Raw genomic sequence first — 24,520 nt, forward strand, 5'->3', positions numbered from 1 at the left:
GGACCCACCGATGCCAGGAGATCCTGATGGCCCCCGCGACCTTCGACGAACTGCTCACCCGCCAGGTGGGCCACGAGTTCGCCGCCTCCCACCAGTACATCGCCGTGGCGGTCTGGTTCGACAGCCAGGACCTTCCGCAGCTGGCCCGGCACTTCTACCGGCAGTCGCTGGAGGAGCGCAACCACGCCATGATGATCGTCCAGTACATCCTGGACCGGGACCTGCCCCTGACCATTCCCGGGGTGGGGGAGGTGCGCAACGACTTCACCGACGTCCGTGAGCCCCTGGCCCTGGCGCTGTCCCAGGAGCAGGAGGTCACCGAGCAGATCAAGGCGCTGTTCGCCGCCGCCCGGGCCGAGGGTGACGCGCTGGGGGAGCAGTTCATGCTCTGGTTCCTGAAGGAGCAGGTCGAGGAGGTCGCCTCGATGACCACCCTGGTGAACGTCGCGCGCCGGGCCGAGAACCTCTTCGACCTGGAGAACTTCGTGGCCCGGGAGCACGTCGGCGACGGCGGGCACGGTCATGGCTCGGGGGCGCCGCAGGCCGCCGGTGGAGCCGCCTGACCCGGCAGCAGTCCCCGTGCCCGCCTGGGGCGGTGGGCCGGGTCGCCGGGGTCAGCCGACCGGGACGAGCTCCGAGCGGAGGGCGGCCAGGAAGGCGTCGACGTCCTCCGGCGTGGTGTCGAAGCTGCACACCCAGCGGACCTCGCCCGTCGCGGCGTCCCAGTCGTAGAACCGGAACCGCCGGCGCAGGCGGTCCGCGATGCCGGCGGGCAGGGTGGCGAAGACGGCGTTCACCTGGGTCTCCTGCGTGAAGGCGACGCCGGGCATCGACCCGTCGGCGATGCCCGCCTCGATGCCGTCGCGCAGGCGCCGGGCCATCGCATTCGCACGGCCCGCGTTGCGCAGGTACAGGTCGCCGTCCAGGAGCGCGAGCAGCTGGGCCGAGACGAACCGCATCTTCGAGGCCAGCTGCATCTGGTTCTTCCGCAGGTAGACCAGGCCCTGGGACGCGGCCTCGTTCAGGACCACCAGGGCCTCGGCGCCGAGGGCCCCGTTCTTGGTGCCGCCGAAGGAGAGCACGTCGACGCCGACGTCGGTGGTGAAGGCGCGCAGGGGCAGCCCCAGGGCGGCCGCCGCGTTCGAGAGCCGGGCCCCGTCCAGGTAGACGGACATGCCGTGGGCGTGCGCGTAGTCCGTGACGGCCCGGATCTCGTCCGGTGTGTACAGGGTGCCGAGCTCGGTGGACTGGGTGAGGTACACGACGAGCGGCTGGGCCCGGTGCTCGTCCCCCCAGCCCCAGGCCTCCGCCGCGATCAGCTCGGGCGTGAGCTTGCCGTCGCCCGTGGGGACGGGCAGGAGCTTGAGGCCGGCGGACTTCTCGGGCGCGCCGCCCTCGTCGACGTGGATGTGCGCCGTGTCCGCGCAGATCACCGCGCCCCACCGGGGGAGCATCGACTGGAGCCCGACGACGTTGGCGCCCGTGCCGTTGAACATCGGCCACACCGAGGCGCCCTCGCCGAAGTGCTGCCCGATCACGTCCTGCAGCCGTGCCGTGTACTCGTCCTCGCCGTAGGCGATCTGGTGCCCGCCGTTGGCCTCGACCAGGGCGTCCAGCACCTCCGGATGGACCCCGGAGTAGTTGTCCGAGGCGAATCCCCTCAGCTCGGCGTCGTGGGACCTCTTCATGTGGTGCCTGGTCCTTTCTCCTGGAGTTCGATGGTCGAGTCGTTCAGTTCCGGGGCCTCGGCGTCCCAGAGCCCGGCGTAGGCGTTCGCGAGCCGGTCCTCCAGACCGGCCAGGGCCTTCACCCGGAAGATCACGGCGGCGGCGCGCAGCGGCTCGCCGGCCTCGCGGGCGCCCTTCGCATATCCCTGCGCCACAGCCCGGGTCCACGCCTCGCTCGCGGCCTTCACCGCGGCGTAGTTGGCGCCGCCCGCCAGCGGACGGTTCACCGCTGTCGAGGACACGATCGCCAGCCGGCCCGCCGGCGAGGTCCGGAGGTCGTCGTCGAAGGCCCGGCTCAGGTGGCGCAGCGCGGAGAAGGAGGTCTCCAGCGCCCGGTAGTCCTCCTCCGTCTGCCCGGCGAGCCCACCGCCGCCGCGCCAGCCGCCGACGAGGTGGAGGATCCCGTCGATCGACCAGCCGCGGTCGTGCAGCCGGCGGGAGAGGTCGAGCACGGCGCGCTCGACGGCGAGGTCCACCGTCTCCGTGTGCGCCCCCAGGGCTGCGAGGGGAGCGAGCTTCTCCGCGTGGCGCCCCGTGGCGACGACGCGGGCCCCGGCCACGGTCAGGGTCCGCGTCGCCGCCAGGCCGGACGCACTGGTGGCGCCCGCGATCAGCACGGTGCGGCCGGTCAGGTCGGTCATGGCTCAATCGTCCGTGGCGCGGATGCCGGTCGTCGACTCGATGACGCTCTTCATCTTCTTCTCGAGCGCCTCGAAGAACATCGACAGCGGGAACTCGTCGTCCAGCACCAGGTCCGTGTAGCCCCGCGGCGGCCCGGCCAGCACCTCGCGGGGGAGCCCCTTGGCCCACACCGAGGCGGGATGCGGTGGCACCACGGAGGCGATGAGCTCGTACGCCTTCAGCCAGTGCACCGTCTTCGGCCGGTCGATCGACTCCCAGTACAGCTGGTCGATGGCCTCGCCGAGCTCGACGACCGCGTCGGCGACCCGGTCCCAGTCGAAGCTGAGCTGCACGTCACGCCACTGCAGGACGTGCTTCCGGTGGAGCCAGGCGAACAGCAGCTGCCCGCCCAGGCCGTCGTAGTTGCGCACCCGCGAACCGGTGATGGCGAAACGGAAGATCCGGTCGAAGATCACCGCGTACTGCACGAGCTTCCCGTGCCGGCGGGTCTGCTCCTCGATCTCGGTGAGTTCTTCGCCGGCCGCTCGCCGCGCCGTGAGCGCACGCTCGATCGTCACCGACTCCCGGAACGCCGTCAGATCGCAGCGCAGCTCCTCCAGGGAGTACAGGAAGAACGGCATCCGCTGCTTGATCATGAACGGGTCGAACGGCAGGTCGCCGCGCATGTGCGTGCGGTCGTGGATGATGTCCCACAGCACGAAGGTCTTCTCGGCGAGATCCTGATCGGCGAGCAGGGCCGCGGCGTCCTCGGGCAGGTCCAGCTTCGTGATGCCGGCGGCCGCGGTGACCACTCGGCGGTAGCGTGCCGCCTCGCGGTCCTGGAAGATGGCGCCCCAGGTGAAGGTCGGGATCTCCCGCACGGCGACCGTCTCGGGGAAGAGGACCGCGGAGTTCGAGTCGTAGCCCGGGGTGAAGTCGATCAGCCGCAGGGACACGAACAGCTGGTTGCCGTGGTGCCCGGCCTCGAGCTCGGCGATGAACTCCGGCCAGATCGCCTCGACGATCAGAGCCTCGACGTGCCGGTTCGCCGAGCCGTTCTGGGTGTACATGGGGAACACGACGAGGTGCCGGATGCCGTCCACGCGGTGCTGCTGCGGCTGGAACTCGACGAGGGAGTCGAGGAAGTCCGGCTCCCCGAAGCCGCCGTCCGCCCAGCGTGCGAAGTCGCGCGGCAGGGCCGCCAGGTACGCCGCGTCGTGCGGGAACAGCGGGGCGAGCTCGGCGATCGACGCCACGATCACCTCGACGTGCTCGCGCGCCGTCGGGTGGTCGGCGAGCTCGGGGATCGACCCGTCCTTGACCTGCAGGGCCTGCAGGGCGGTGGCCGCCGACCGGAGCCGGAGCCAGGCCCGGCTCGACTCCACGGTGCGGGCATCCTCCACGACCTCGGGTTCGCCGATGATGGCCTGCACCGCCTGCAGAGACGTGGACATTGAAACCCTCCCGTCGTAGATCAGCGGAAATTTTCCGGTGAGACTGATCACATACAGGAAGATTCACATGTGGTCGCGGGGCTGTCAACCTTTTCGGCGCGATCAGCTGGTAGCGTTCGGCCCATGGACGACCCGATGGATGTGCGACTGGCAACCGAGGTGTCCCACGACCCCCGCGCCACCCTCGCTCAGCTGTCCGAGCGGGTCGGTCTCTCGGTCTCGGCCGTGCAGGCGCGCCTGCGCAAGCTCGAGAGCAGCGGTGTGATCGTCGGGTACCAGGCGATCCTCGACCCCGAGGCCATCGGCAAGCCGCTCGCGGCCTTCATCGAGATCACGCCCCTCGATCCCCGCCAGCCCGACAACGCCCCCGAGCTCCTGCAGTCGATCACGGCGATCGAGGCCTGCCACTCGGTGGCCGGGGACTCCGCCTACATGCTGTTCGTCCGGGTGGCCTCGCCGAAGGCGCTCGAGGCCCTCGTCAACGAGGTGCGTCACGCGGCCTCCGTGAACACCCGCACCACCGTGGTGCTGCAGACCTTCTACGAGCACCGGCCGATGCTCTCCCCTGTCGACGCCTGACGCAGCTCCCGGAGGTCCTCCCTGTCCCGGGAGCCGTCCCCAGAAGTGTGACCACAACACGTTGCATGTATTTGCAATAGCGATGCCAGGATGGAGGGACGCCCGCGCCGGCGCCTCACCCCCCCCATCCTGGAGGCCCCCGATGTTCCTCAGCATGCTCTTCCGTGCCCGCCCTTCCGGTGACGGCTCGCCCACTGCCGGCGGCCCGCTCCGGACCGCCGCGGCCTCGGTGGTCGTGGCCGGTCTGGTCCTCGTCGGTGGCGCGATGCCCGCCGAGGCGGCGACGACCTACAGCGCCTCATTGCGCACCGCCGTGAAGTCCCTGCCCGTGGCCGGGGAGAACAACGCCGGCTACGACCGGACCAGGCAGTTCGGCGACTGGAACGACGCCAACCGCGACTGTCAGAACACCCGCGCCGAGGTGCTGCAGAACGAGTCCAGGGCGAGCATCAGCTTCACCACCAGCAAGCGCTGCACCGTCAAGGGCGGGCGCTGGATCACCACCTGGGACGGGAGGGTGCACACCTCGGCCACCGCGGTGCAGATCGACCACACGGTGCCCGTCCACGAGGCCTGGGGCTCCGGGGCGCGGTACTGGACGAAGACCAAGCGCGTGGCCTTCTACAACGACCTCGGGGACCACCGCACGCTCAGCGCCCAGACCTCCGCGCTGAACTCGGCCAAGCAGGCCCGGGGCCCCGAGGCCTGGATGCCGCCGCGGAACCGCTGCGGCTACGTCGGGGAGTGGGTGGCGGTGAAGATCCGCTGGGGCCTCAAGGTCGACAGCACGGAGAAGGCCGCCCTGACCCGGATCGCCGCCTCCTGCCCCAACGTCACCCTCACCGTCAGGAAGGCCTGAGCCGGGCGGACGGCTCCCGGGCGGGCGCGGCGCGGAGGGGCGGCCGGGCCGTGCAGAGGGGCTGCTTCGATCCTGCCCGGGTGCAGCGGGCGCCGCAGCGCCACGACGACGTTGTCGGGAACGGCGTGCTGCCCGCCCCTGCTCGAGCCGGCTGTGGCCATCCGGGCTCGCTCCGGCGAGCATGGGGTCATGACATCACTGGGACGAACCCGCACCGCTCTGGTCACCGGCTCCACCAGCGGCATCGGTGCCGCCACCGCACGGACACTGGCCGCTCGAGGGTGGCACGTCGGCGTCACGGGCCGTGACCGCGCCCGCGGGGGCGGCGTGGTGACCGAGATCCGCGACCGCGGAGGGCGGGCGGACTTCATCGCCTCCGAGCTCACCGCCCCCGCGGACGACCTGCGGACCTTCGCCCGCGCCGCCACGCAGACCCTGGGCGGTCACGTCGACACCCTGGTCCACAACGCCGCCGTGTGCCCCGCCGTGGACACCCTCTCCCTCACCGATGCGGATCTCGAGGCCGCGCTCGCCGTCAACGTGCGTGCCCCGCACGTGCTCACGGCCGCCCTGGCGCCGGGGATGGTCGAGAACGGTAGCGGGGCGATCGTCGTCATCGGCTCGTGGATGGCCCACGTCGGCAGCCCCATCGTGGGGCTGTACTCGGCGACGAAGGCGGCGCAGATCCAGCTCGCGCGCAGCTGGGCGGCGGAGTTCGGGTCGCACGGTGTGCGGGTCAACACCGTCTCTCCCGGAGCGACGCGGTCCCCGATCAACGCCCCGGCCGACGACGTCATCGCCCGGCTCACGGCCGCCACTCCCGCCGGGCGTCCCGGGACCCCGGAGGAGGTCGCCGCCGCCGTCGCCTGGATCGTCTCCGACGAAGCCGCCTACCTCCACGGCGCCGAGATCCACGTGGACGGCGGCATCACCAGCACCAGGCGGATCTGAACCCGGTCGGATCCCGGCCGCGCGGAGGGCCGACGACGTGTCGAGCGGGCCGCGACCTCGCCGGCGAGGCCGACCCGTGCGCAGGGAGCGCCCCGCCGGTGCGAAGATGATCCGCATGAACTGGAGTCCGCGCGCCCTGGCCCGCTCGATCGACGGGCCGGACTCGCGCAGACTGCCCCGGCGGCTCGTGCAGCTCTGTGCCGGGCTGGTGCTCTACGGCATCACCATGGGGATGCTCGTGCGGGCGGAGCTCGGTGTCATCCCGTGGGACGTGCTGCACCAGGGGCTGTCCCGGCAGTTCGGGCTGAGCATGGGCACGGTGGTCATCGTTGTCAGCGTGCTGCTCCTCCTCCTCTGGATCCCGCTGCGCGAGCGGCCCGGGCTGGGCACCCTCAGCAACGCGGTGGTGGTCGGGCTGGTGCTCGACGCGACCCTGGCGGTGCTGCCTCCGGTCGAGTCCTTGCCGCTGCGGGTGCTGCTCGTGCTCGCGGGCGTGCTCCTCAACGCCGTGGCGACCGCCGCCTACATCGGGGTGCACCTGGGCGCCGGCCCGCGGGACGGGCTGATGACGGGCCTGGTCAGACGGACCGGGGGGTCGGTGCGCGTGGTCCGCACCTCGATCGAGGTGGTCGTGGTGCTCGCCGGGTGGGTGCTCGGCGGCACCGTGGGGCTGGGCACGGTGCTCTACGCCCTGGCCATCGGCCCGCTGGTCCAGGTCCTGCTGCCCCGGCTGAGCGTCCGCCTCCACCGCTGACGCCAGGCCTCGATCTGCACGCCCGCAGCGAGGTGGCCTCGCCGGGATCGAGCCCCGGAGCCGCCCGCCGCTGGGGGTTCAGTCGCGGCGGTGGGCTCGGACCGCGGCGGAGGCCAGGCGGCGGCCGACGTCGATCGGTGACCGGGGGGTGCCGCGGAGGAAGGCGGCCAGGGTCCCGCCGTAGGCCAGGAGGACCTCGTCGGCCAGGTCCTGGGCGCGTTCCCCGGCGAGGGGCCGGGAGAGGTGCAGGAGCCGCTCGGTGAGGAGGGCGGTGTCCGCGGCCAGGACGGCGCCGATCTCGTCCGTGGCCTCGGGAAGCTCGGTGGCCGCGGCCAGGAAGGCGCACCAGCGCGCCGGGTGGGGCTGGTCCCGCCGGTAGGAGGCCAGGGCGTCGAACACCGCGAGCAGCCGCGCCGTGTCGTCGGCGGCCGCGACCACGTGCTGGTCCCAGACCGACCGCCAGTCCGCCAGCCGGACCCGCAGCGCCTCGGCCACCAGGGCGTCCTTGCTGCCGAAGTGCGTGTACAGGGTGGCTGCCGAGACCTCCGCCTCGCGCAGCAGCTCGTCGACGGGCGTGGCCCGGATGCCGCGGTCGAACAGCACCCGGTCGGCCGCCTGCAGCAGCCGGGTGCGCGCGGGGAGTCGCGGGACGGTGGTCACCCCACCACTGTATCGACCCCTGGTTCCAGAACGAGCGTTTTGGTGTAGCGTTACGATCGTTCTGGTCAGCGACGTGCGAGAGGGAGTCCGATGCGAGCTCTGGTGATCAGCGGGATGGCACTGATCGCGGCGACCTACGGGCTGGCGCGCTTCGGCTACGGGCTCTTCCTGCCCCGGTTCACCGAGACCTTCCAGATGGGCTCGGCCGTCTCCGGGCTCATCCAGGCCGGGAGCTTCCTCTCCTTCTGCCTCGCCGCGGTGCTCGCCTCGCGCCTGGCCGCCCGCCCGCGCCTGGTCGTGGTGTGCGCGGGGGCGACGGCCACGCTGGGCACGGCAGGCGTGGCGGCCTCGCCCACCGCGGTCGTCCTCGCGGTGAGTGTGGTGCTCGCCGGTGCCGGCGCCGGGTTCGCCACCCCGGGCCTGGTCACGCTCATCGAGCGCAATCTCGCACCGGCGCGCCAGGAGAGTGCCCAGACGGTCGTCAACGCCGGCACCGGAGCGGGCATCGTCGTCGCGGGCCTCCTCATGCTCCTCACGATCGACCAGTGGCGCCTGGGATGGGCGGCCATCGCCGTCCTGGTGGCAGCGGCCACCGTGGCCACCCTCCGTGCGGACCGGTCCGCGCACCGGTCTCCGGCCGCGGAGCGGCCCGCACGGGTGCGGGTCCGTGATCTGGTGCCGCTGGCCCGGCCCATCGCCGCGGCGGCGCTCGCCGGCGCCTCGAGCGCCGCGATCTGGACCTTCGGGCGCACGGCCATGGCCGAGTCCGGCACGGGCGAGGAGTCCTATTCCATTGCGGCCTGGATGGTCCTGGGGGCGTTCGGCGTGCTGGGCGCCGCCGCCGGGAGGATCGTCCAGGTCTGGAGCCTGCGGACGGCGTGGGTCTCGACCGCGGTGGCCATGGCCGGCGCGACCGTCGTCCTGGGCGCGGCGCCGGGGGCGCCTCTCGCCGCGTTCGTCTCCGCGGCCGTGTTCGGGGTCGGCTACACCGCCCTGTCCGGCGTCCTCATCGTCTGGGCCGCGCGGGTGGTTCCCGATCGCGTGTCCGAGGGCACCGCCGTGCTGTTCATCGCTCTCGCCGTCGGTCAGGCGGCCGGCTCGGTCCTGCTGGGCGTCCTGTTCGATCCCGCCGCCCCGGTCCTGGCCTTCGCCGTGGCCGGTGCGCTCGGGATCCTCGCGGTGCTGCCGGCCCTGAGCGGCCGGTCCGGGGCGCGGTCCTCCCGCACCACCCCGGCACCGCACCCCGCGGGGGCCGGCAGTACGCGGACCTGATCCAGCGCACGCGGGCCACCACGACGGGCACCGGGCAGCTCGATCCCTGTCCGTCCCGCGAAGCCCGCCAGCCGTCCGGCGGATCCGTCATGGTGCGGGGAGCGGGATGACGGTGCGGTACTTGCCGCCGGTGCTCTGCTGCGGTGCCTCTCGGGCCCGTTCAACGGCGACGTGGCCCAGGCCCAGGTCGCCGAGCAGGCCCGTGACGCCGCTCAGCACGGCGGCCCACACCTGCTCGGGGTCCTCGCCGGCCGCCGGGAGCAGCCGGACCCGCAGGCCGGCAGGGGCGGTCTGGGCGACCTGGAACAGCTCCACGCCCGGGACGCGGTCGATGACGGTCCCCAGCGCGAGCGGGGGCACCGCGACCAGGCCCCGCCCGTCGTCGTCGGGGAAGGCGAGGACGTCCGAGGCCCGGCCCTGCACGCGCAGGGCCGGGGCCGGGTTCCCGCACCCGCACGGGTCCGGCTTCATCAGGACCCGGTCGCCGACGTCGTAGCGGATGATCGGCTGGACCCGGTTGGCCAGGTTCGTCATCAGCACCGTGTGCGAGACGGTCCCGGGCGGGACGGGACGGTGCTCGGCGTCGACCGGTTCGAGGACGACCCAGTCCTCGACCAGGTGCAGCCAGCCCCGGGCGCAGCTCGAGGCCGCGTAGCCGGTCTCGGTGCACCCGTAGACCTCCCGCACGGGCGCCCCGAAGGCCCGCTCGATCCGGGTGCGCTCGTCCGGCGGCAGGCCCTCGGCGTGCTGAGCACCAGCACCGGGCGCAGGCGCAGCCGCCCGGCCTCCTGCTCGGAGGCCAGCAGACGCAGCACACTGGCGTAGGCGCCGAGCATGAGCGGGCCGAAGGCGTTGAGCTCGGCCACCAGCTCGGGCAGCGGCCGGTGGATCGAGAGGATCCTGAGCCGGCGGTGGCGCCGCGGTCGCTCCCGCATCTCCCGGGTGCTGGTGGCCACGGCCAGGAAGTGCCCGCCGGTGGCCACGACCGCGGCGAACCGGCCCCCGCGCACCGTGAGCCGCACCAGGTCCCGCCCGGACAGCCAGCCCGCGGACAGCCGGGCCATCATCCCCGAGGTCACCGCCCGGTACCGGTCGTCGAGCACGAAGAGGCCCCGGGTGCCGGTGGTGCCGGCGGTGCTGGCCACCAGGTACCTCCCGGCGAACCGCTCCCCGATCCGGGCCGGGTCCGCCACGAACTCCTGGACCGCCGCCAGGGTCACGGCCGGGTCCGTGGCGACCTCGTCGAAGTGGGCCATCAGCTGCCGCTTGTCCGTCACCGGCAGGGAGGTGACGTCCTCGACCCGCTCCGGCAGGCCCTGGTAGAGCCGCCGGTAGTAGGCGGAGTGCTCCCGCGCGAAGGCCACGAGCTCGGCCAGCCGCTCCCGCTGCCGCCGGCGGAGCGCCTCCGGACCCTTCCGGTGGGCCCGGCGGGCGTCCCACCACACCCACGCCGCGCTGGTCCCCCGGGCGTCCGCCGCCGTGGTCCGTCCTGTCCCCATGGCACGACTCTAGGAATCCGGCGCCGGGGGAGACAGGGCCGCCGGGCAGGTGACGGAATCGGTCACCGGTTCTCCGGACGGACGGCAGTCGGCCAAGGCGCCCCGGCCCGCGGCGTGGTCCGTGAAGGTTTGGCGAAGATTCCCGCGCTGACCGCCCCCGGGTGCCGCCGCGCCGCGGCGGGGGAGGACACTGAAGTCATGAATCCTGGCACTGATGCGGCGGCCGGGCGGGTGCTGGTGGTGGACGACGAGAAGCCCCTGGCGCAGATGGTCGCCACCTACCTGGCCCGCGGCGGCTACGAGGTCGCCACCGTCCACACCGGCCCCGACGCCGTGGAAGCCGCCCGCGACCGGAGCCCGGACGTGGTGGTGCTGGACCTGGGGCTGCCGGGGATGGGCGGCATCGAGGTGTGCCGCAGGATCCGGGGCTTCTCCGAGTGCTACGTGCTGATGCTCACCGCCCGCGGGGACGAGGAGGACAAGCTGGCCGGGCTGGCGGCCGGGGCCGACGACTACATCACGAAGCCCTTCAGCGTCCGCGAGCTCGTCGCCCGGGTGGCCGCGGTGCTGCGCCGACCCCGCACCACGCTGGCCCCGGTCGAGTCCGCCCGGGAGTTCGGCGAGCTGACCGTCGACCTCGCGGCCCACGAGGCGCGGGTGGGCGGGGAGGCGGTGGCGCTGACCCGCACCGAGTTCGAGCTGCTGGCCGCCCTGACGGCCCGGCCGCACGAGGCGCTGACCCGCCGCCGGCTCATCGACACCGTATGGGGCCCCTCCTGGGTGGGCGACGAGCGGATCGTGGACGTGCACATCGGGCACCTGCGCCGGAAGCTCGGGGAGGACCAAGCCGCCTTCGTCGACACCGTGCGCGGGGTCGGCTACCGGATGGTGGCCCGATGACTCGACGACGACACCCCCGCGGCCTGGCCTCCCGGTTCTTCCTGGCCCAGGCCATCGTGGTGGCCGCCAGCATCCTCGCCGCCGTGGCGGTCGCCTCCCTGGCCGGACCCGCGATCTTCCACGAGCACCTGATCATGGCCGGGCACGCCGAGAACTCCCCCGAGCTGCTCCACGTGGAGCGGGCCTACCGGGACGCCGGTCTCATCGTCCTGGGCGTGGCCCTGGGCACCGCCGTGATCTGCGCCGCGGCGGTGACCTGGCTCTTCACCCGCCGCCTCCGGCGGCCCCTCGCCGCGCTCACCGAGGCGGCCCGGGGCATGTCCCGCGGCCGCTACGACACCCGGGTCCCGGCCCTCGGCGCCGGCGTCGAGGTGGACGCGGTGGCGGCCTCGTTCAACACCATGGCCGAGCGGCTGGAGCGCACCGAGGAGCTCCGGCGGCGGATGCTCTCGGACCTGGCCCACGAGATGCGCACACCGATCTCGGTGCTCACGGTCTACTGCGAGGCGCTGCAGGACGGGGTGGCGCAGTGGGACGAGGCCACCGGCGAGCTCGTGACCGACCAGCTCGGACGCCTCACCCGGCTGGTCGAGGACATCCACGACGTCTCCCGGGCCGAGGAGGGCCGGATCGACCTGGACCGCGCCTCGCAGCCGGCCGGCGACCTGGCCCGCTCCGCCGCGGAGGCCCACCGGGAGGCGTACGCCGCCAAGGGCGTGCGGCTCGTCCTGGACGTCGACGACGACGCCGGGGTGGTGGACGTGGACCGGCAGCGGATGGGGCAGGTGCTGGGCAACCTGCTCACCAACGCCCTGCGCCACACACCGCCCGGCGGGCAGGTCTCCCTCGGCGTCGCCCGGCGGGGTCCGGGGCAGGTGGCCGTCACCGTCGCCGACACCGGCGACGGCATCGCCGCCGAGCACCTGCCCCGGGTGTTCGAGCGCTTCTGGCGCGGGGACAGCGCCCGGGACCGCGACCACGGCGGCTCCGGGATCGGCCTGACCATCTCCCGGGCCCTGGTCGAGGCCCACGGCGGCACGCTGACCGTCACGTCCCCCGGGCCCGGCGCCGGGACGGCCTTCACCGTGGAGCTGCCCTCCCGTCAGCGGGCGGGGCCGGAGCCGGTCGGGATCAGCCGATGACACACCTTGCCTTATACCCCCTGGGGGTATATACCTAGAAGGAGCAGGACCACCTCGGTCCCCACCGAGCGGACACCAGTTCTCGCAGGAGGAAGATCATGAGCTCCCCGCACCAGGACCACGGCCGCCCCGCCGCCCCGGAGCAGTCCGCGGACGCCCACGGCCACGAACAGCACGCCGATGCCGACACCCACGGGCAGGCCATGCCGCACGCCCACGCCCACTCGGCGGTGGACGAGGACCACCAGGTCCACACCCACGGCGAGCACGCCGGGCACTCCACGGCGATGTTCAGGAACAAGTTCTGGCTCAGTCTCGTGCTGGCGATTCCCGTGGTGCTCTTCAGCCCGATGGTCGGGCACCTGCTGGGCTACTCCGTCCCCGAGTTCCCCGGCTCCGCCTGGATCCCCCCGGTGTTGGGCACCGTGATCTTCGTCTACGGCGGGGCCCCGTTCCTGAAGGGCGGACTCACCGAGCTGAAGAGCCGGCAGCCGGGGATGATGCTACTGATCGCCATGGCCATCACCGTCGCCTTCGTCGCCTCCTGGGTCACCACCCTGGGGATCGGCGGGTTCGACCTCGACTTCTGGTGGGAGCTGGCCCTGCTGGTGGTCATCATGCTGCTGGGCCACTGGATGGAGATGCGCGCCCTCGGGGCGGCGTCCTCCGCCCTGGACGCCCTGGCCGCGCTGCTGCCCGACGAGGCCGAGAAGGTCGTCGACGGCGACACCGTCACCGTGCCCGTCGCCGAGCTGGCCGTGGGCGACGTCGTGCTCATCCGCCCCGGGGCCCGGGTCCCGGCCGACGGGGAGATCGTCGCGGGGACGGCCGAGTTCGACGAGTCCATGATCACCGGCGAGTCCAAGGCCGTCAGCCGGGCACCCGGCGAGACGGTGGTCGCCGGGACCGTGGCCACCGACACCACCGTGCGCGTGCGGGTGGAGGCCGTCGGCGCCGACACCGCCCTGGCCGGGATCCAGCGGATGGTCGAGGCCGCCCAGGAGTCCTCCTCCCGGGCCCAGGCCCTGGCCGACCGTGCCGCCGCGCTGCTGTTCTGGTTCGCCCTGGCCGCCGGCATCCTCACCGCCATCGCCTGGACGCTGCTGGGCAGCCCGGACGACGCGGTGATCCGCACCGTGACCGTGCTGGTCATCGCCTGCCCGCACGCCCTGGGCCTGGCGATCCCGCTGGTCATCGCGATCTCCACCGAGCGCGCGGCGAAGGCCGGGGTGCTGATCAAGGACCGGCTGGCCCTGGAGCGGATGCGCACCATCGACGTGGTGCTCTTCGACAAGACCGGCACCCTTACCGAGGGCGCCCACGCCGTGACCGGCGCCGCCCCGGTCCCCGGCACCTCGAAGGGTGAGCTCCTGGCGCTGGCGGCGGCGGCCGAGGCCGACAGCGAGCACCCCGTGGCCCGCGCCATCGTCACCGCGGCCACCCAGGACCCCGAGGCGCAGCGGCTGGGCCTGCGCGGCACCGACCTCCGGTCGGCCACCGGCCGCGGCGTCCGCGCCACGGTCGACGGCGCCGAGATCACGGTCGGCGGACCCAACATGCTGCGCGAGCTCGGCCTGTCCACGCCGGCGACGATCGCCGGGACCACCCGTGAGTGGGTGGCGCGCGGCGCCGGGGTGCTCCACGTCCTCCGGGACGGAGCGGTCATCGGTGCCCTGGCCCTGGAGGACAAGGTCCGTCCCGAGTCCCGCGCCGCCGTGGCCGCCCTGCAGGACAGGGGGGTGCGCGTGGCGATGATCACCGGCGACGCCCGGCAGGTCGCCGAGGCCGTGGGCGCCGAGCTGGGCATCGACGAGGTCTTCGCCGAGGTCCTCCCGCAGGACAAGGACACCAAGGTCGTCGAGCTCCAGTCCCGGGGGATGACGGTGGCGATGGTCGGCGACGGCGTCAACGACGCCCCCGCCCTGGCCCGGGCGGAGGTCGGCATCGCCATCGGCGCCGGCACCGACGTGGCCATGGAGTCGGCCGGGGTGGTCCTGGCCGGCAACGACCCCCGGTCCGTGCTGTCGATGATCGAGCTGTCGCGGGCCAGCTACCGGAAGATGATCCAGAACCTGGTCTGGGCCGCCGGCTACAACGTGGTCGCCGTGCCCCTGGCCGCCGGGGTGCTCGCCCCGATCGGGATCGTGCTGTCCCCGGCCGTGGGCGCGGTGCTGATGTCGGCGTCCACCATCGTGGTGGCGCTCAACGCCCAGCTGCTGCGCCGCCTCGACCTCGCCCCGGCCCATCTGGCCGCCGTCGGCACCGAGGACCGCCCGGCCCCCGAGCAGGCCGACACCGTCCCCGTCCGCTGAGCCACCCTGACCCCCCGACCCCCGACCCCCGACCCCCGACCCCTCGACCCCCGAACCGAAGAGAAGAGAAGGACACCCATCGTGAAGCGTTCCACCACCCTCACCACCCTCGCCCTGGCCTCGGCCCTCGCCCTGGCCGGCTGCGGCACCAGCGGCGCCCAGGAGGGCGCCGGCGCGGACGCGGAGACCGCTGCCCCCGCGGCCTCCGCCCCTGCGGCCACCAGCACCGGTGCGGCCTCCGGCGAGCCGATCGCCGCCGAGCACGACGACGCGGACGTGATGTTCGCCCAGATGATGCTCCCGCACCACGAGCAGGCCGTGGAGATGAGCGAGATGCTGCTGGCCAAGGACGATGTCCCGGCCGAGGTCGCCGACTTCGCCCAGGGAGTCATCGACGCCCAGGGCCCGGAGATCGAGCGCATGAACGACATGCTCACCGCCTGGGAGGCAGAGCCGCTGACCGACGCCGAGGACATGGACGGCATGGACCACGGCTCCGGGGCGGGCATGAGCGGGATGATGAGCGAGGAGGACATGTCCGCCCTCGAGGACGCCCGGGGCACCGGGGCCGCCCAGCTGTACCTGGAGCAGATGACCGTCCACCACGAGGGCGCGGTCGAGATGGCCCAGGAGCAGATCGAGCAGGGACAGAACCCGCAGGCCGTCGAGCTCGCCCGCCAGGTGGTCGAGGACCAGGAGGCGGAGATCACCGAGATGGAGCGGATGCTCCAGGAGCTGCCGGACGGTTCCTGACCGTCCCGGTGACCGGCGTCGTCGCCCACGGGCGGCCGCCGGCGGAAGTCGACCAACCCGATCGAAGGAGGACCGCGATGATGTGGGGCGACGGCATGGGAGGGGGCATGGGCTGGATGTGGTTGTTCTGGCTGCTGCTCGTCGTGGGCACGGTCGTACTGGTCGTCGTGCTCGTGAAGCTGCTGACCGGGAACTCGGGCGGCGGGACCCGGCAGGGCGGGAGCGCCCCGCCGCCGACGGGCGCGGGTCCGCGCCGGTCCCGGGAGATCCTCGAGGAGCGCTACGCCCGCGGGGAGATCAGCACCGAGGAGTACCGCGAGCGGCTGCGGACCCTGGAGGAGGGCGACCGGTGAGCCCGCTGACCCGCCGGCAGCTGCTGGCCCTGGGCACCGCCGGGGCCGGCGCCGCGGCCGTGGGCGGGGCGGGGCTGTGGTGGACCGGCGGCGGGGGCGAGGCCCTCGGCGGCGGCCGGGAGCTGCTGCAGCCCGAGGTGCTGTCCAGCAGGGACGGTGCCCTGGACCTGGCCCTGGAGGCAGCCCCCGCCCGGGTGCGGATCGGGGCGCGCACCGCGCACGTGCAGGCGTTCAACGGCTCCCTGCCGGGGCCCACCCTGCGGGTCCGCCCCGGCGACACGCTCCGGGTGGCGATGACCAACGGCCTGGACGACCCGACGAACCTGCACGTGCACGGTCTGCACGTCTCCCCGGAGGACAACGGGGACAACCCCTTCGTGAGCATCGCCCCCGGGGACTCCTTCGACTACGAGTTCACCCTTCCGGACGACCACCCGCCGGGCACCTACTGGTACCACCCGCACCACCACGGGCACGTGGCCGACCAGCTCGCCGCCGGGCTCTACGGGGCCATCGTGGTCGAGGACCGCGACCCCGTCCCGGTGGCCCGGGAGCGGGTGCTGGTGATCTCCGACCTCACCCTGGACGCCTCCGGGGAGCCGGCCGAGGTCTCCCCGCCCGAGCGGATGATGGGCCGGGAGGGACAGAGCGTGCTGGTCAACGGTCAGGTCCGCCCCGGGGCCACCGCCGCACCCGGGGAGCGGGAGCTGTGGCGGGTCGTCAACGCCTGCCCGGCCCGGTTCCTGCGCCTGAGCCTGGACGGGCAGGGCCTGCGGCTCTCCGGCCGTGACCTCGGCCGGCTGCCCGAGGCGCTCGAGGTCACCGAGGTGACCCTGGCGCCGGGCAACCGGGTGGAGCTGCTGGTGGACGCCCGGGCGGGCACCTCCACCCTGGTGGCCACCCCGGTGGACCGCGGCAGCATGGACGGCATGACGGGCCCGGGCGGGGAGCGTCCCGGCTCCGGCGGTCCGGTCGAGCTGCTCACCCTGGAGGTCGCCGGGGACCCGGTCGAGCAGGCCGGGCCCGTGCCCGCGGGGCCGGCGCTGCGGGACCTGCGCGAGGAGCCGGTCGAGGCCCGGCGCACCCTGGACTTCGCCATGGGCATGGGGGGGATGGGCGGGATGATGGGCGGTATGCGCGGCCCCGGGCAGATGATGTCCTTCACGATCGACGGCCGGGAGTTCGACGCCGGGCGCACCGACCAGCGGGTCCGGGTGGGCACCGTGGAGGAGTGGACCCTGACCAACTCCAGCCCCATGGACCACCCGGTGCACCTGCACGTGTGGCCCATGCAGGTCGTGGCCGAGGCGGGCCGCGAGGTCTCCGGACCGCGGTGGCAGGACGTGGTCAACGTCCCGGCCTTCGGGGAGGTGAGGGTCCGGGTGGCCTTCGACGACTTCGCCGGCCGCACCGTCTACCACTGCCACATCCTCGACCACGAGGACCTCGGCATGATGGGCACCCTCGAGGCCCGCTGAGGCCCGCTGAGGCCCGCTGAGGCCTGTCGGTCCGACCCCGTGCAGGGCGTGGCGCCGGAGCGCGGGCCGGAACCCGGTGGCCCGAGGCGCTCTTCCGAGGCAGGGTCAGGTCATTCCGCGGGACACTGACGCTCGGCCGGCTCCTCGTGGTCGGGGACCGGCCGGGACTCCGCCTCCTGGGCCGTGGCGGCCACGCCGTTGCGCTCGATGTCCTCGATCAGCCAGTCCATCTCGAAGATCTCCCGCCGCTGGGCCTCACTGATCTCGACCGCCAGTTCGCACACCCGCACGTCGGACAGCTCGGCGCGCTCGGACCGGGTGATGGCCAAGGAGTGGTGCGGGATCATCCCGCTCATGAACGACGTGTCCTGCACCGTGGTCTGGCTGCGGTCCAGGAACGCTCCCGTGCCGAACAGCAGGAGACTGACCACCACGATGGCCACGTTCGCCTTGGTGTTCTTGTACATGTTCAGCATCCAGGCGAGCATGATCAGGCCCATGGTCCCGCCCATGGTCAGGGTCATGAACAGACGGCTCTCGCTCCAGCGCACGTGGCCCCACTCCCAGGAGCCGATGAACATGGCGGCGTACATCACCACCATGGCCGTCAGGATCATCGCGCCGAAGCGCAGGTACATCTTCGGGGCGTCGTGGGACCGGTGCTCCTCGTGCGAGTCCCCGTCCGGCCGGCTCCCACCGTGCTGACGTCCGTCGCTCCTGTCGTCTCCTGTGTTCGACACGGCACTCCTCCGATCTCCGTGGTCCGGTCCGAGGACCCCCGCCGCGGCGGAGCAGCCGCTGCCGCGGGGGGTCGTTCAGTGCTCCGCCGGGCTCAGCCCAGCGAGGCGAGCAGATCCGCGCAGGCCTGCTCGCAGCGGCGGCAGGCCTCGGCGCAGACCTTGCAGTGCTCGTGCATCTCGGCGTGCTCGGCGCATTCGTCCCCGCAGGCCTTGCACGCGGTGCGGCACGCCTCGAGCAGGGCCCGGCCGACCTCGGCGTTGTTGCCGGTCTGACGGGAGAGCGCCTTGCCGGTGGCGGCGCAGACGTCGGCGCAGTCCAGGTTCTTGCGGATGCACTCGGTCAGCTCCGCGACCATGTCCTCGGCCAGACAGGCGTCGGCGCAGGCGGTGCAGGTCTGGGCGCACTCGAAGCACGCCGCGATGCACTCGGCCAGCTTCTGCCGGTCGATGTTCCCCAGGTCCTTCGGGTAGGTCTCGAGCATCGAGGTCACGTGGGTCATGGTCTCGCTCCTTCGTCCGTACTGCCGTGGTGCGGACCGGTCGGAACCGGACCGCCGTGCAACCGACAGTAAACTGCCGATCCGGCGGAGTGAAGCCCTGGGCGTTGAAGATTCCGTGAAGAAATCCCTGGCCACGGAGGGTGGCGGGCGAACCGGTCGGCGCCGGCCGCCACCGCCGGTCACGCCGGGGCCGTCTCCCGGTCTCCGGCGCGCACTCCGGCCTCGCTGAGCCGAGCTTCCCGCCTCCGCCGCGCTGACGGCTCAGCGGGTGCGGCGGGACACCGCGGGCGGCGGGCCGAAGCCGCGCACGGCGTCCCGCAAGGACGGCGGCGCGCCGTGCTCGGGCTGGTGGATCCGCTGCGGACCGCCGGAGGCGACCCAGCGGTTCAGCGCCTCCGCCCGCTGCACGTCCTCGAGCCCGCTCAGCCACACGGTGGGACCCACGTGCCCGCTGGGCCCGTCCCGTCGTGCGACCGCGACCAGTGCGGCCATCTCGCACCGTCCCAGGCACGGGGACGAGATCAGGACGGCCCCGGCCGTGCCCCTGACCACCTCCTGGAGGTCCTTCGCCTGCTCGGCGGTCCCGGTCATCCGGCGCAGGCCGGCGCACCGGTGACCCTGGCAGACCGCGACCAGGGGACCGCTGGCGTCGGTGCTGGTCCTGCGCGGGGCGCTCTTGCGGGTCATGGGATGCCCTCCTGGGTCGGCGAACGAGGTGGCGGACCGGCGGCTCCCGAACAGGGGGCCGCCGGTTTTGTTGCTGAGAATGAAACTCATTACCATGAGAGCTTGTTGAGACCGGTTTTGGCAAGGGAGAAGCATGCGCGGTGCGACCGGAGTGGACGTGCGGGGGCTCGAGGTCGCCCTGGCCGGACGGCCGCTGCTGCAGGGTGTGGGCTTCCAGGTGCCGCCCGGCCGGCGGGTGGCCCTGCTCGGCGCCTCGGGCTCGGGGAAGTCCCTGACGGTGCTGGCCCTGCTGGGTCTGCTCGGGCACCGATTCGACGTGCGGGGCTCCCTGCGGGTCGCCGGCCGTGAGCTGCCGTGGCGGCAGGCTCCCGGGCGGCGTCCGGGAATGGCGGCGGTCTTCCAGGACTCCCTGGCCGCGCTGAACCCCGTGGTGCGCCTGGACCGGCAGCTGCTGCCCGCCGTGGCCCGCCGGCGCCGGCTCGGTGCGGCGGCCGCCGGCCGGGTCGTGGCGGATCTGCTCCGCGAGGTCGGCTTCGAGGACCCGGCGCGGATCCTGCGGGCCCACCCCTCCCAGCTGTCGGGCGGGCAGCGGCAGCGGGTGTGCCTGGCGCTCGCCATGGCCGCCGCCCCGGACCTGCTGGTGGCCGACGAGCCGACCACGGCGCTGGACATGATCAGCCAGCGCCACGTGGTCGAGGCCCTGCGCCGGTGCACCGGCGCAGGCCGCGGCGGGCTGCTGTTCGTCACCCACGACCTGGCGGTCGCCGCCGACCTGTGCGACGACGTCGTCGTCCTGGACCGGGGACGGGTGGTCGAGTCCGGCCCGATCCAGCAGGTGGTCCGATCGCCGCAGGCGCCCTTCACGGCCGCCCTGGTCGAGGCCGCCCGCACCGGTCTCCGGTCCGCCGCGGTTCCGCCGGCTGCGGCCCCGCTGGGCGTGGCCTCGTGAGCCGGGCGGCGGAACCCGCCGCACTGCACGGTGTCGGGCTCAGCAGGAGCTACGGCACGCGCTCCGGCGGCGGGGCCGCGGTGCGCGGTGTCGATCTCGCGGTGCGCGAGGGGGAGTCGCTGGGCCTGGTGGGCCCCTCCGGATCGGGCAAGTCCACGCTGCTGTCCCTGCTGCTGGGCGTCGAGCGCCCGGACCGGGGCGAGGTCCTCTTCGACGGCGTTCCCGTGACCGGCCGGGAGCAGATGCGGCGGGCCAGGCAGGCCGTGCAGTACGTCCCGCAGGACCCCGCGTCCAGCCTGGACCCGCGGCGCAGCGTCGAACGCCAGCTGCGGGAACCCCTGCGCCGCTTCCGCATCGCGGGCGACCACGCCCGAATGGTCCGGGACGCCCTGGGGCGGGCCGGCCTCGGCGCCGAGCACCTGGGCCGGCGCGCCCACGAGCTCTCCGGCGGTCAGGCCCAGCGCGTGGCCATCGCCCGGGCCCTGGTGACCCGGCCGCGGATCCTCCTGGCCGACGAGGCGGTCAGCGGCCTCGACCTGCCGCTGCGCCACCAGGTGCTGGACCTGCTCCAGGAGCAGCACGTCCAGGAAGGACTGGGGCTGCTGTTCGTCTCCCACGATCTCACCGCGGTCCGCTTCCTGTGCCACCGCGCGCTGGTGCTCGACCACGGGCAGGTGGTGGAGGAGGGTCCCGTCGACCGGCTGCTCGAGACGCCGCGCCACCCGACGACGCAGGAGCTGGTGGATGCGGTTCCGCACCTGGCCCCCTGAGCCGGCGGCCGCACCGTCCCTGTCACCCACCACCGATCACCACACCGAAAGGGCCTCCTGATGCCACCTCGCCCCTCCGCTTCCCGTCCCGCCCCGCGCCGCACCGGCCTCGGCCTCGCCGCGGTCAGCCTGCTGCTGCTCACCGGCTGCTTCTCCGAGGGCTCCGGCACCTCCTCCGCCGGGGGAGCCGACGGCTCGACCGACGCCCGGATCGAGCTCGCCATGCTGCAGCCGCCGCGCTCGGGGCTGTCCCCGCTGAGCGACGACGCCTTCAAGCTCTCCCGCTGGTCCACCGCCGAGACCCTGGTCCGGCTGGACGAGGCCGGGGACGCCCAGCCGATGCTGGCCACCGAGTGGGAGCAGCTCGACGACACCACCTGGTCCTTCACGATCCGGGACGGCGTCACCTTCCACGACGGCACCGAGCTCACCGCGGAGAACGCCGCCGCCTCCCTGGCCCGGGCGGTGGAGGCGGAGCCGGCCCCGCGCATCCTCGACGGGGTGGAGATGAGCGTGGCGGCCGAGGGCGACACCGTGCGGGTCACCACCGCCGAGACCGACCCGCTGGTCCCGCAGCGGCTGTCCAGCCCGCAGCTGTCCGTCCTGGCCCCGGCCGCCTACGAGGGCACCGTCGTGACACCGGTGGGCCACGGCACGGGCCCGTTCGAGCTCACCGCCGTGGACGGCACCTCCGGTGCCACCCTGGAGCGCTACGACGACCACTGGGCCGGCGCCGCGGCGGCGGCCGGCATCGACGTGTCCTTCGTGCCCGACGGCGCTACCCGGGCCGCCGCGCTGCGCACCGGCGAGGCCGACGTCGTCGAGGCCGTGCCCGTGGGCCAGGCCGCCCAGGTCGAGGAGGACCTCCTCGAGGAGGTGCCGATGCCGCGCACCAACACGCTCTACCTCAACACCGAGGACGGACCGTTCGCCGACCCCGCCTTGCGCGCCGCCGCCCGGGAGGCCCTGGACCCGCAGCGCATCGTGGACGGGGTCTACGAGGGCCGGGCCGACGTGGCCGCGGGACTGCTGGGCCCGGCGATCCCCTACGCCGCGGAGGGGCGGGACACCGACGCCTACCGCGAGGCGCTGGCCGACCGCGCCGAGGCCGGGGACCCGGCCGGGCAGAAGATCACCATCGGCACCTTCACCGATCGGGCCGAGCTGCCCGAGGTCGCCGTCCAGCTCCAGCAGCAGCTCGAGTCCGCCGGCTTCGAGGTCGAGCTCGAGGTGCGCGAGTACCAGTACATCGAGGCCGACGCCCTGGACGGCGACTTCGACGCCTTCATCCTCTCCCGCGCCACGGTGCTCGACTCGGGCGACCCGGTGGCCTACATGGTCAGCGACTTCGGCTGCGAGGGCTCGTTCAACCTCTCCCGGTTCTGCTCCGGGACCGTCGACGACGCCCTGACCGCCGCGGAGCAGGCCGCTCCCGGCGAGGAGCGCCAGGAGGCGATCATGGCCGCCGAAGCGGCGATCCTGGCCGAGGACGCGGCGATCCCGATGCTCCACGAGCGCGTCATCCAGGGTGAGCAGGACGGCGTGGAGGGCGCGGTCCGCGATCCGCGCGAGCGCGAGCTGATCACGGCCGAGACCGCCGTCTCCGAGTGACGGACCGAGTGACGAGTCGAGTGAGGGGACGGGGAGGGGCTGTGGCCCTGATCTCCCGCGCCGCGGCCTTCGCCGCCGTCGTCGTGCTGATCGGGGCCCTGCCGTGGCTCTCGGGCAACAGCCCGGAGTACACGGTGCTGCGCGCCCGCTACGCGGACCGGCCGGCCACCCCGGAGGTGCTGGCCCAGATCCGGACCGAGCTGGGTCTGGACGGCGGCCCGGTGGGCGTCTTCGCCGACTGGGCGTCCGGCGTCCTCACCGGGGACCTCGGCACCTCCTGGATCAGCGGGCGCCCGGTCCTGCCCGGCGTCCTGGAGGCCATGGGGGTGTCCCTGACGCTGATGGGCGCGGCCCTGCTCGTCGCCCTGCTCGTGGCCGCCCTGATCTGCGTGCCCACAGTCCGCAGCGGGCTCGCCGGGCGCCCCGCCCGCGGGGCCGGGGCGGCGGCCGCCGCGCTGACCGCGTTGCCCGAGTTCCTGCTGGCGGCGGTGCTGCTGATCGTCGTGGCCGTCTGGGCGGGCTGGTTCCCGCCCTACGGATGGCAGGGGCCGGAGCACGTGGTGCTCCCGGCCCTGGCGCTCGGCCTGCCCGGGGGCGGGCTGATCGGCCGGCTGCTCTCGACCGCCCTGGCCGGCGCCTTCACCGAGCGCTGGGTGCACACCTGGGCCGTGGCCGGCCACTCCCGGCCACGGATCGCGCTCGCGGCGCTGCACCGGGCCCTGCCCGGGGTGATCGGGCAGATCGCCCTCGTCGTCGTCGGGCTCACCGGCGGAGCGGTGCCGGTCGAGGAGGTCTTCGCGATCCCCGGCCTGGGCCGGACCCTGCTCGGGGCCGCGGCGGCCCAGGACATCCCCGCCCTGCAGGCGGGGATCCTGCTCGTGCTCGTGCTCGCCGCGCTGTGCGGGGCCCTGGCCGCCCTGGCCCGCCGGGCGCTGCTGGGGCCGGCCGCCCGCTCCGGGGACCTGCCCGTCCCCGGGCCCCCGCCGGGGCGGCGCCGGACCTGGTGGACGGTGCCGGCCGTCTCGGGGGCCCTGCTGCTGGGGATCGTCGTCGCCGGGCTGCTCCGGGACCCCTACGCCGCCGCCCACGGGCGGCTCGAAGCGCCCTCCTGGGCGCTCCCGCTGGGGGCCGACGCGTCCGGCCGCGACGTGCTGGCGCGCGTGGGCCACGGCGCCCTGGACACCCTGGGCCTGGCCCTCGTCGTGGTCGCCGCCTGCCTGGTCATCGGTCTGGCCGTCGGGATGACCGGGACGTGGTCCACCGGGCCGGTCGAGGTCACCAACGCGGCACCGCCGATCATCGCCGGCATCCTCGTCGTGGCGGTGGCCGGCCCCTCCGCGGCCGGAGCCGCCCTGGCCGTCACCCTGGTGAGCTGGGCACCGCTGGCCGCCCACACCGCCGCCCTCGTGGCCGAGATCTCGGCCCGGCCCTACGTCCGGGTGCTGCCCCTGCTCGGCGTGGGCCGGACCCGCGTCCTGGCCGGGACCGTCCTGCCCACCCTGCTGCCGGAGGTGACCCGGCACGCGGTCCTGCGCCTGCCCGGCACCGCCCTCGCCATCGCCGGCCTCGGCTTCCTGGGCCTGGGGCAGCAGCCGCCGGCCCCGGAGTGGGGCCTGCTGCTGGCCGAGGGCATCGGCTACGTCGAACGCGCCCCCTGGACCGTGCTCGGCCCCGCGGGGGCCCTGGTGCTCGCCTCCGTCCTGGCGGTCTCCCTCTCCAGCGCCGACGTCGCGCGGCGGACGGCCCGTCCCGGGCGGGGGCCTACCGAGGCGGGACCTGCCGAGACGGGACCTGCCGCCACGGCGTCTCCTGCCGCGCTGTCCGTTCCGCGCCGCGGGGAGGACGCCATGCGGCCCGCCGTGCAGCCGGCGCGGCGCTGATCCCGGCGGCGCCGATCCACCGCGGAACCGGTTCCGAATTGACCATCGTTCTCATTTTCTTGAGAATGG

General features: G+C 73.9%; 25 protein-coding genes. 16 read left to right on the forward strand and 9 right to left on the reverse strand.

Annotation, left to right across the window (positions count from 1 at the left end; translation table 11 throughout):
• The first annotated feature begins 26 nt into the window (after window positions 1-26).
• Window positions 27-563, forward strand: coding sequence for a ferritin (locus AC6CH6_RS17445; RefSeq protein WP_498256091.1), 537 nt, complete (start codon window positions 27-29; stop codon window positions 561-563).
• Window positions 564-614: 51 nt separating this feature from the next.
• On the opposite strand, the gene AC6CH6_RS17450 is transcribed toward AC6CH6_RS17445, so the two are convergent.
• From AC6CH6_RS17450 to AC6CH6_RS17460, 3 genes are read right to left on the reverse strand one after another with little or no spacing between them, the layout of a single operon-like run.
• On the reverse strand, window positions 615-1,688 hold the full coding sequence (locus AC6CH6_RS17450) for a threonine aldolase family protein (RefSeq protein WP_498256092.1): 1,074 nt from the start codon (window positions 1,686-1,688) through the stop codon (window positions 615-617).
• Window positions 1,685-2,368, reverse strand: coding sequence for an SDR family NAD(P)-dependent oxidoreductase (locus AC6CH6_RS17455; RefSeq protein ID WP_498256093.1), 684 nt, complete (start codon window positions 2,366-2,368; stop codon window positions 1,685-1,687). The genes AC6CH6_RS17450 and AC6CH6_RS17455 overlap by 4 nt, the downstream gene beginning before the upstream one ends.
• 3 nt (window positions 2,369-2,371) lie before the next feature.
• A complete protein-coding gene (locus AC6CH6_RS17460) occupies window positions 2,372-3,802 on the reverse strand; it encodes a DUF6421 family protein (RefSeq protein ID WP_498256094.1) in 1,431 nt (476 codons plus the stop codon).
• A gap of 123 nt (window positions 3,803-3,925) precedes the next feature.
• Between AC6CH6_RS17460 and AC6CH6_RS17465 the strand changes: the two genes are divergently transcribed.
• The 4 genes from AC6CH6_RS17465 (at window position 3,926) to yczE (ending at window position 6,945) form a co-directional block, all read left to right on the forward strand.
• Window positions 3,926-4,381, forward strand: a complete 456-nt coding sequence (locus tag AC6CH6_RS17465; RefSeq protein WP_498256095.1) for an Lrp/AsnC family transcriptional regulator — start codon at window positions 3,926-3,928, stop codon at window positions 4,379-4,381.
• A 142-nt stretch (window positions 4,382-4,523) separates the two neighbouring features.
• Window positions 4,524-5,240 (forward strand): HNH endonuclease family protein, encoded by a 717-nt coding sequence (locus AC6CH6_RS17470; RefSeq protein WP_498256096.1) that lies wholly within the window; start codon window positions 4,524-4,526, stop codon window positions 5,238-5,240.
• Window positions 5,241-5,429: 189 nt separating this feature from the next.
• Window positions 5,430-6,191 (forward strand): SDR family NAD(P)-dependent oxidoreductase, encoded by a 762-nt coding sequence (locus AC6CH6_RS17475; protein WP_498256097.1) that lies wholly within the window; start codon window positions 5,430-5,432, stop codon window positions 6,189-6,191.
• A 115-nt stretch (window positions 6,192-6,306) separates the two neighbouring features.
• The gene (gene yczE / locus AC6CH6_RS17480; RefSeq protein WP_498256098.1) at window positions 6,307-6,945 is read left to right on the forward strand and encodes a membrane protein YczE; all 639 of its coding nucleotides are present in this window, start codon (window positions 6,307-6,309) and stop codon (window positions 6,943-6,945) included.
• A 78-nt stretch (window positions 6,946-7,023) separates the two neighbouring features.
• On the opposite strand, the gene AC6CH6_RS17485 is transcribed toward yczE, so the two are convergent.
• The gene (locus tag AC6CH6_RS17485; protein ID WP_498256099.1) at window positions 7,024-7,605 is read right to left on the reverse strand and encodes a TetR/AcrR family transcriptional regulator; all 582 of its coding nucleotides are present in this window, start codon (window positions 7,603-7,605) and stop codon (window positions 7,024-7,026) included.
• Window positions 7,606-7,695: 90 nt separating this feature from the next.
• Here AC6CH6_RS17485 and AC6CH6_RS17490 point away from each other — a divergent pair, with 90 nt between their 5' ends.
• Complete coding sequence (locus AC6CH6_RS17490; protein WP_498256100.1) at window positions 7,696-8,877, forward strand: MFS transporter; 1,182 nt, start codon at window positions 7,696-7,698, stop codon at window positions 8,875-8,877.
• An 87-nt stretch (window positions 8,878-8,964) separates the two neighbouring features.
• Here AC6CH6_RS17490 and AC6CH6_RS17495 read toward each other — a convergent pair whose 3' ends face one another.
• Window positions 8,965-9,411, reverse strand: coding sequence for a hypothetical protein (locus AC6CH6_RS17495; protein WP_498256101.1), 447 nt, complete (start codon window positions 9,409-9,411; stop codon window positions 8,965-8,967).
• The gene (locus tag AC6CH6_RS17500) at window positions 9,411-10,376 is read right to left on the reverse strand and encodes a hypothetical protein (RefSeq protein ID WP_498256102.1); all 966 of its coding nucleotides are present in this window, start codon (window positions 10,374-10,376) and stop codon (window positions 9,411-9,413) included. Before AC6CH6_RS17500 ends, AC6CH6_RS17495 begins: the two co-directional genes overlap by 1 nt.
• A 198-nt stretch (window positions 10,377-10,574) precedes the next feature.
• Between AC6CH6_RS17500 and AC6CH6_RS17505 the strand changes: the two genes are divergently transcribed.
• The 6 genes from AC6CH6_RS17505 (at window position 10,575) to AC6CH6_RS17530 (ending at window position 17,314) form a co-directional block, all read left to right on the forward strand.
• Window positions 10,575-11,276: a response regulator transcription factor gene (locus AC6CH6_RS17505; RefSeq protein ID WP_498256103.1), complete on the forward strand. Its 702-nt coding sequence runs from the start codon at window positions 10,575-10,577 to the stop codon at window positions 11,274-11,276.
• Window positions 11,273-12,418, forward strand: coding sequence for a sensor histidine kinase (locus AC6CH6_RS17510; RefSeq protein WP_498256104.1), 1,146 nt, complete (start codon window positions 11,273-11,275; stop codon window positions 12,416-12,418). The genes AC6CH6_RS17505 and AC6CH6_RS17510 overlap by 4 nt, the downstream gene beginning before the upstream one ends.
• Window positions 12,419-12,516: 98 nt before the next feature.
• Window positions 12,517-14,730: a heavy metal translocating P-type ATPase gene (locus tag AC6CH6_RS17515; RefSeq protein WP_498256105.1), complete on the forward strand. Its 2,214-nt coding sequence runs from the start codon at window positions 12,517-12,519 to the stop codon at window positions 14,728-14,730.
• 81 nt (window positions 14,731-14,811) lie between these two features.
• Window positions 14,812-15,483: a DUF305 domain-containing protein gene (locus AC6CH6_RS17520; RefSeq protein WP_498256106.1), complete on the forward strand. Its 672-nt coding sequence runs from the start codon at window positions 14,812-14,814 to the stop codon at window positions 15,481-15,483.
• Window positions 15,484-15,560: 77 nt separating this feature from the next.
• Complete coding sequence (locus tag AC6CH6_RS17525; protein ID WP_498256107.1) at window positions 15,561-15,836, forward strand: SHOCT domain-containing protein; 276 nt, start codon at window positions 15,561-15,563, stop codon at window positions 15,834-15,836.
• Window positions 15,833-17,314: a multicopper oxidase family protein gene (locus tag AC6CH6_RS17530; RefSeq protein WP_498256108.1), complete on the forward strand. Its 1,482-nt coding sequence runs from the start codon at window positions 15,833-15,835 to the stop codon at window positions 17,312-17,314. Before AC6CH6_RS17525 ends, AC6CH6_RS17530 begins: the two co-directional genes overlap by 4 nt.
• A gap of 110 nt (window positions 17,315-17,424) precedes the next feature.
• Here the strand turns inward: AC6CH6_RS17530 and AC6CH6_RS17535 are convergent, their stop codons facing one another.
• The 3 genes from AC6CH6_RS17535 to AC6CH6_RS17545 all read right to left on the reverse strand — a co-directional run bounded on the left by AC6CH6_RS17535 (window position 17,425) and on the right by AC6CH6_RS17545 (window position 19,241).
• A complete protein-coding gene (locus tag AC6CH6_RS17535; protein ID WP_498256109.1) occupies window positions 17,425-18,054 on the reverse strand; it encodes a DUF305 domain-containing protein in 630 nt (209 codons plus the stop codon).
• 92 nt (window positions 18,055-18,146) lie between these two features.
• Window positions 18,147-18,554: a four-helix bundle copper-binding protein gene (locus AC6CH6_RS17540; RefSeq protein ID WP_133409464.1), complete on the reverse strand. Its 408-nt coding sequence runs from the start codon at window positions 18,552-18,554 to the stop codon at window positions 18,147-18,149.
• Between the two features lie 261 nt (window positions 18,555-18,815).
• Complete coding sequence (locus tag AC6CH6_RS17545) at window positions 18,816-19,241, reverse strand: hypothetical protein (RefSeq protein ID WP_498256110.1); 426 nt, start codon at window positions 19,239-19,241, stop codon at window positions 18,816-18,818.
• A gap of 133 nt (window positions 19,242-19,374) precedes the next feature.
• Here AC6CH6_RS17545 and AC6CH6_RS17550 point away from each other — a divergent pair, with 133 nt between their 5' ends.
• Genes AC6CH6_RS17550 through AC6CH6_RS17565 form a run of 4 tightly spaced genes read left to right on the forward strand, consistent with a single transcriptional unit; the run spans window position 19,375 to window position 24,451 of the window.
• Window positions 19,375-20,190: an ATP-binding cassette domain-containing protein gene (locus AC6CH6_RS17550; RefSeq protein ID WP_498256111.1), complete on the forward strand. Its 816-nt coding sequence runs from the start codon at window positions 19,375-19,377 to the stop codon at window positions 20,188-20,190.
• Window positions 20,187-20,960 (forward strand): ABC transporter ATP-binding protein, encoded by a 774-nt coding sequence (locus AC6CH6_RS17555; protein WP_498256112.1) that lies wholly within the window; start codon window positions 20,187-20,189, stop codon window positions 20,958-20,960. Before AC6CH6_RS17550 ends, AC6CH6_RS17555 begins: the two co-directional genes overlap by 4 nt.
• A 60-nt stretch (window positions 20,961-21,020) precedes the next feature.
• Window positions 21,021-22,571, forward strand: coding sequence for an ABC transporter substrate-binding protein (locus AC6CH6_RS17560; RefSeq protein WP_498256113.1), 1,551 nt, complete (start codon window positions 21,021-21,023; stop codon window positions 22,569-22,571).
• A 41-nt stretch (window positions 22,572-22,612) separates the two neighbouring features.
• Window positions 22,613-24,451 (forward strand): ABC transporter permease subunit, encoded by a 1,839-nt coding sequence (locus AC6CH6_RS17565; protein WP_498256114.1) that lies wholly within the window; start codon window positions 22,613-22,615, stop codon window positions 24,449-24,451.
• Window positions 24,452-24,520 lie beyond the last annotated feature (69 nt).

The organism is Kocuria sp. GQ42 (genome assembly GCF_059758435.1).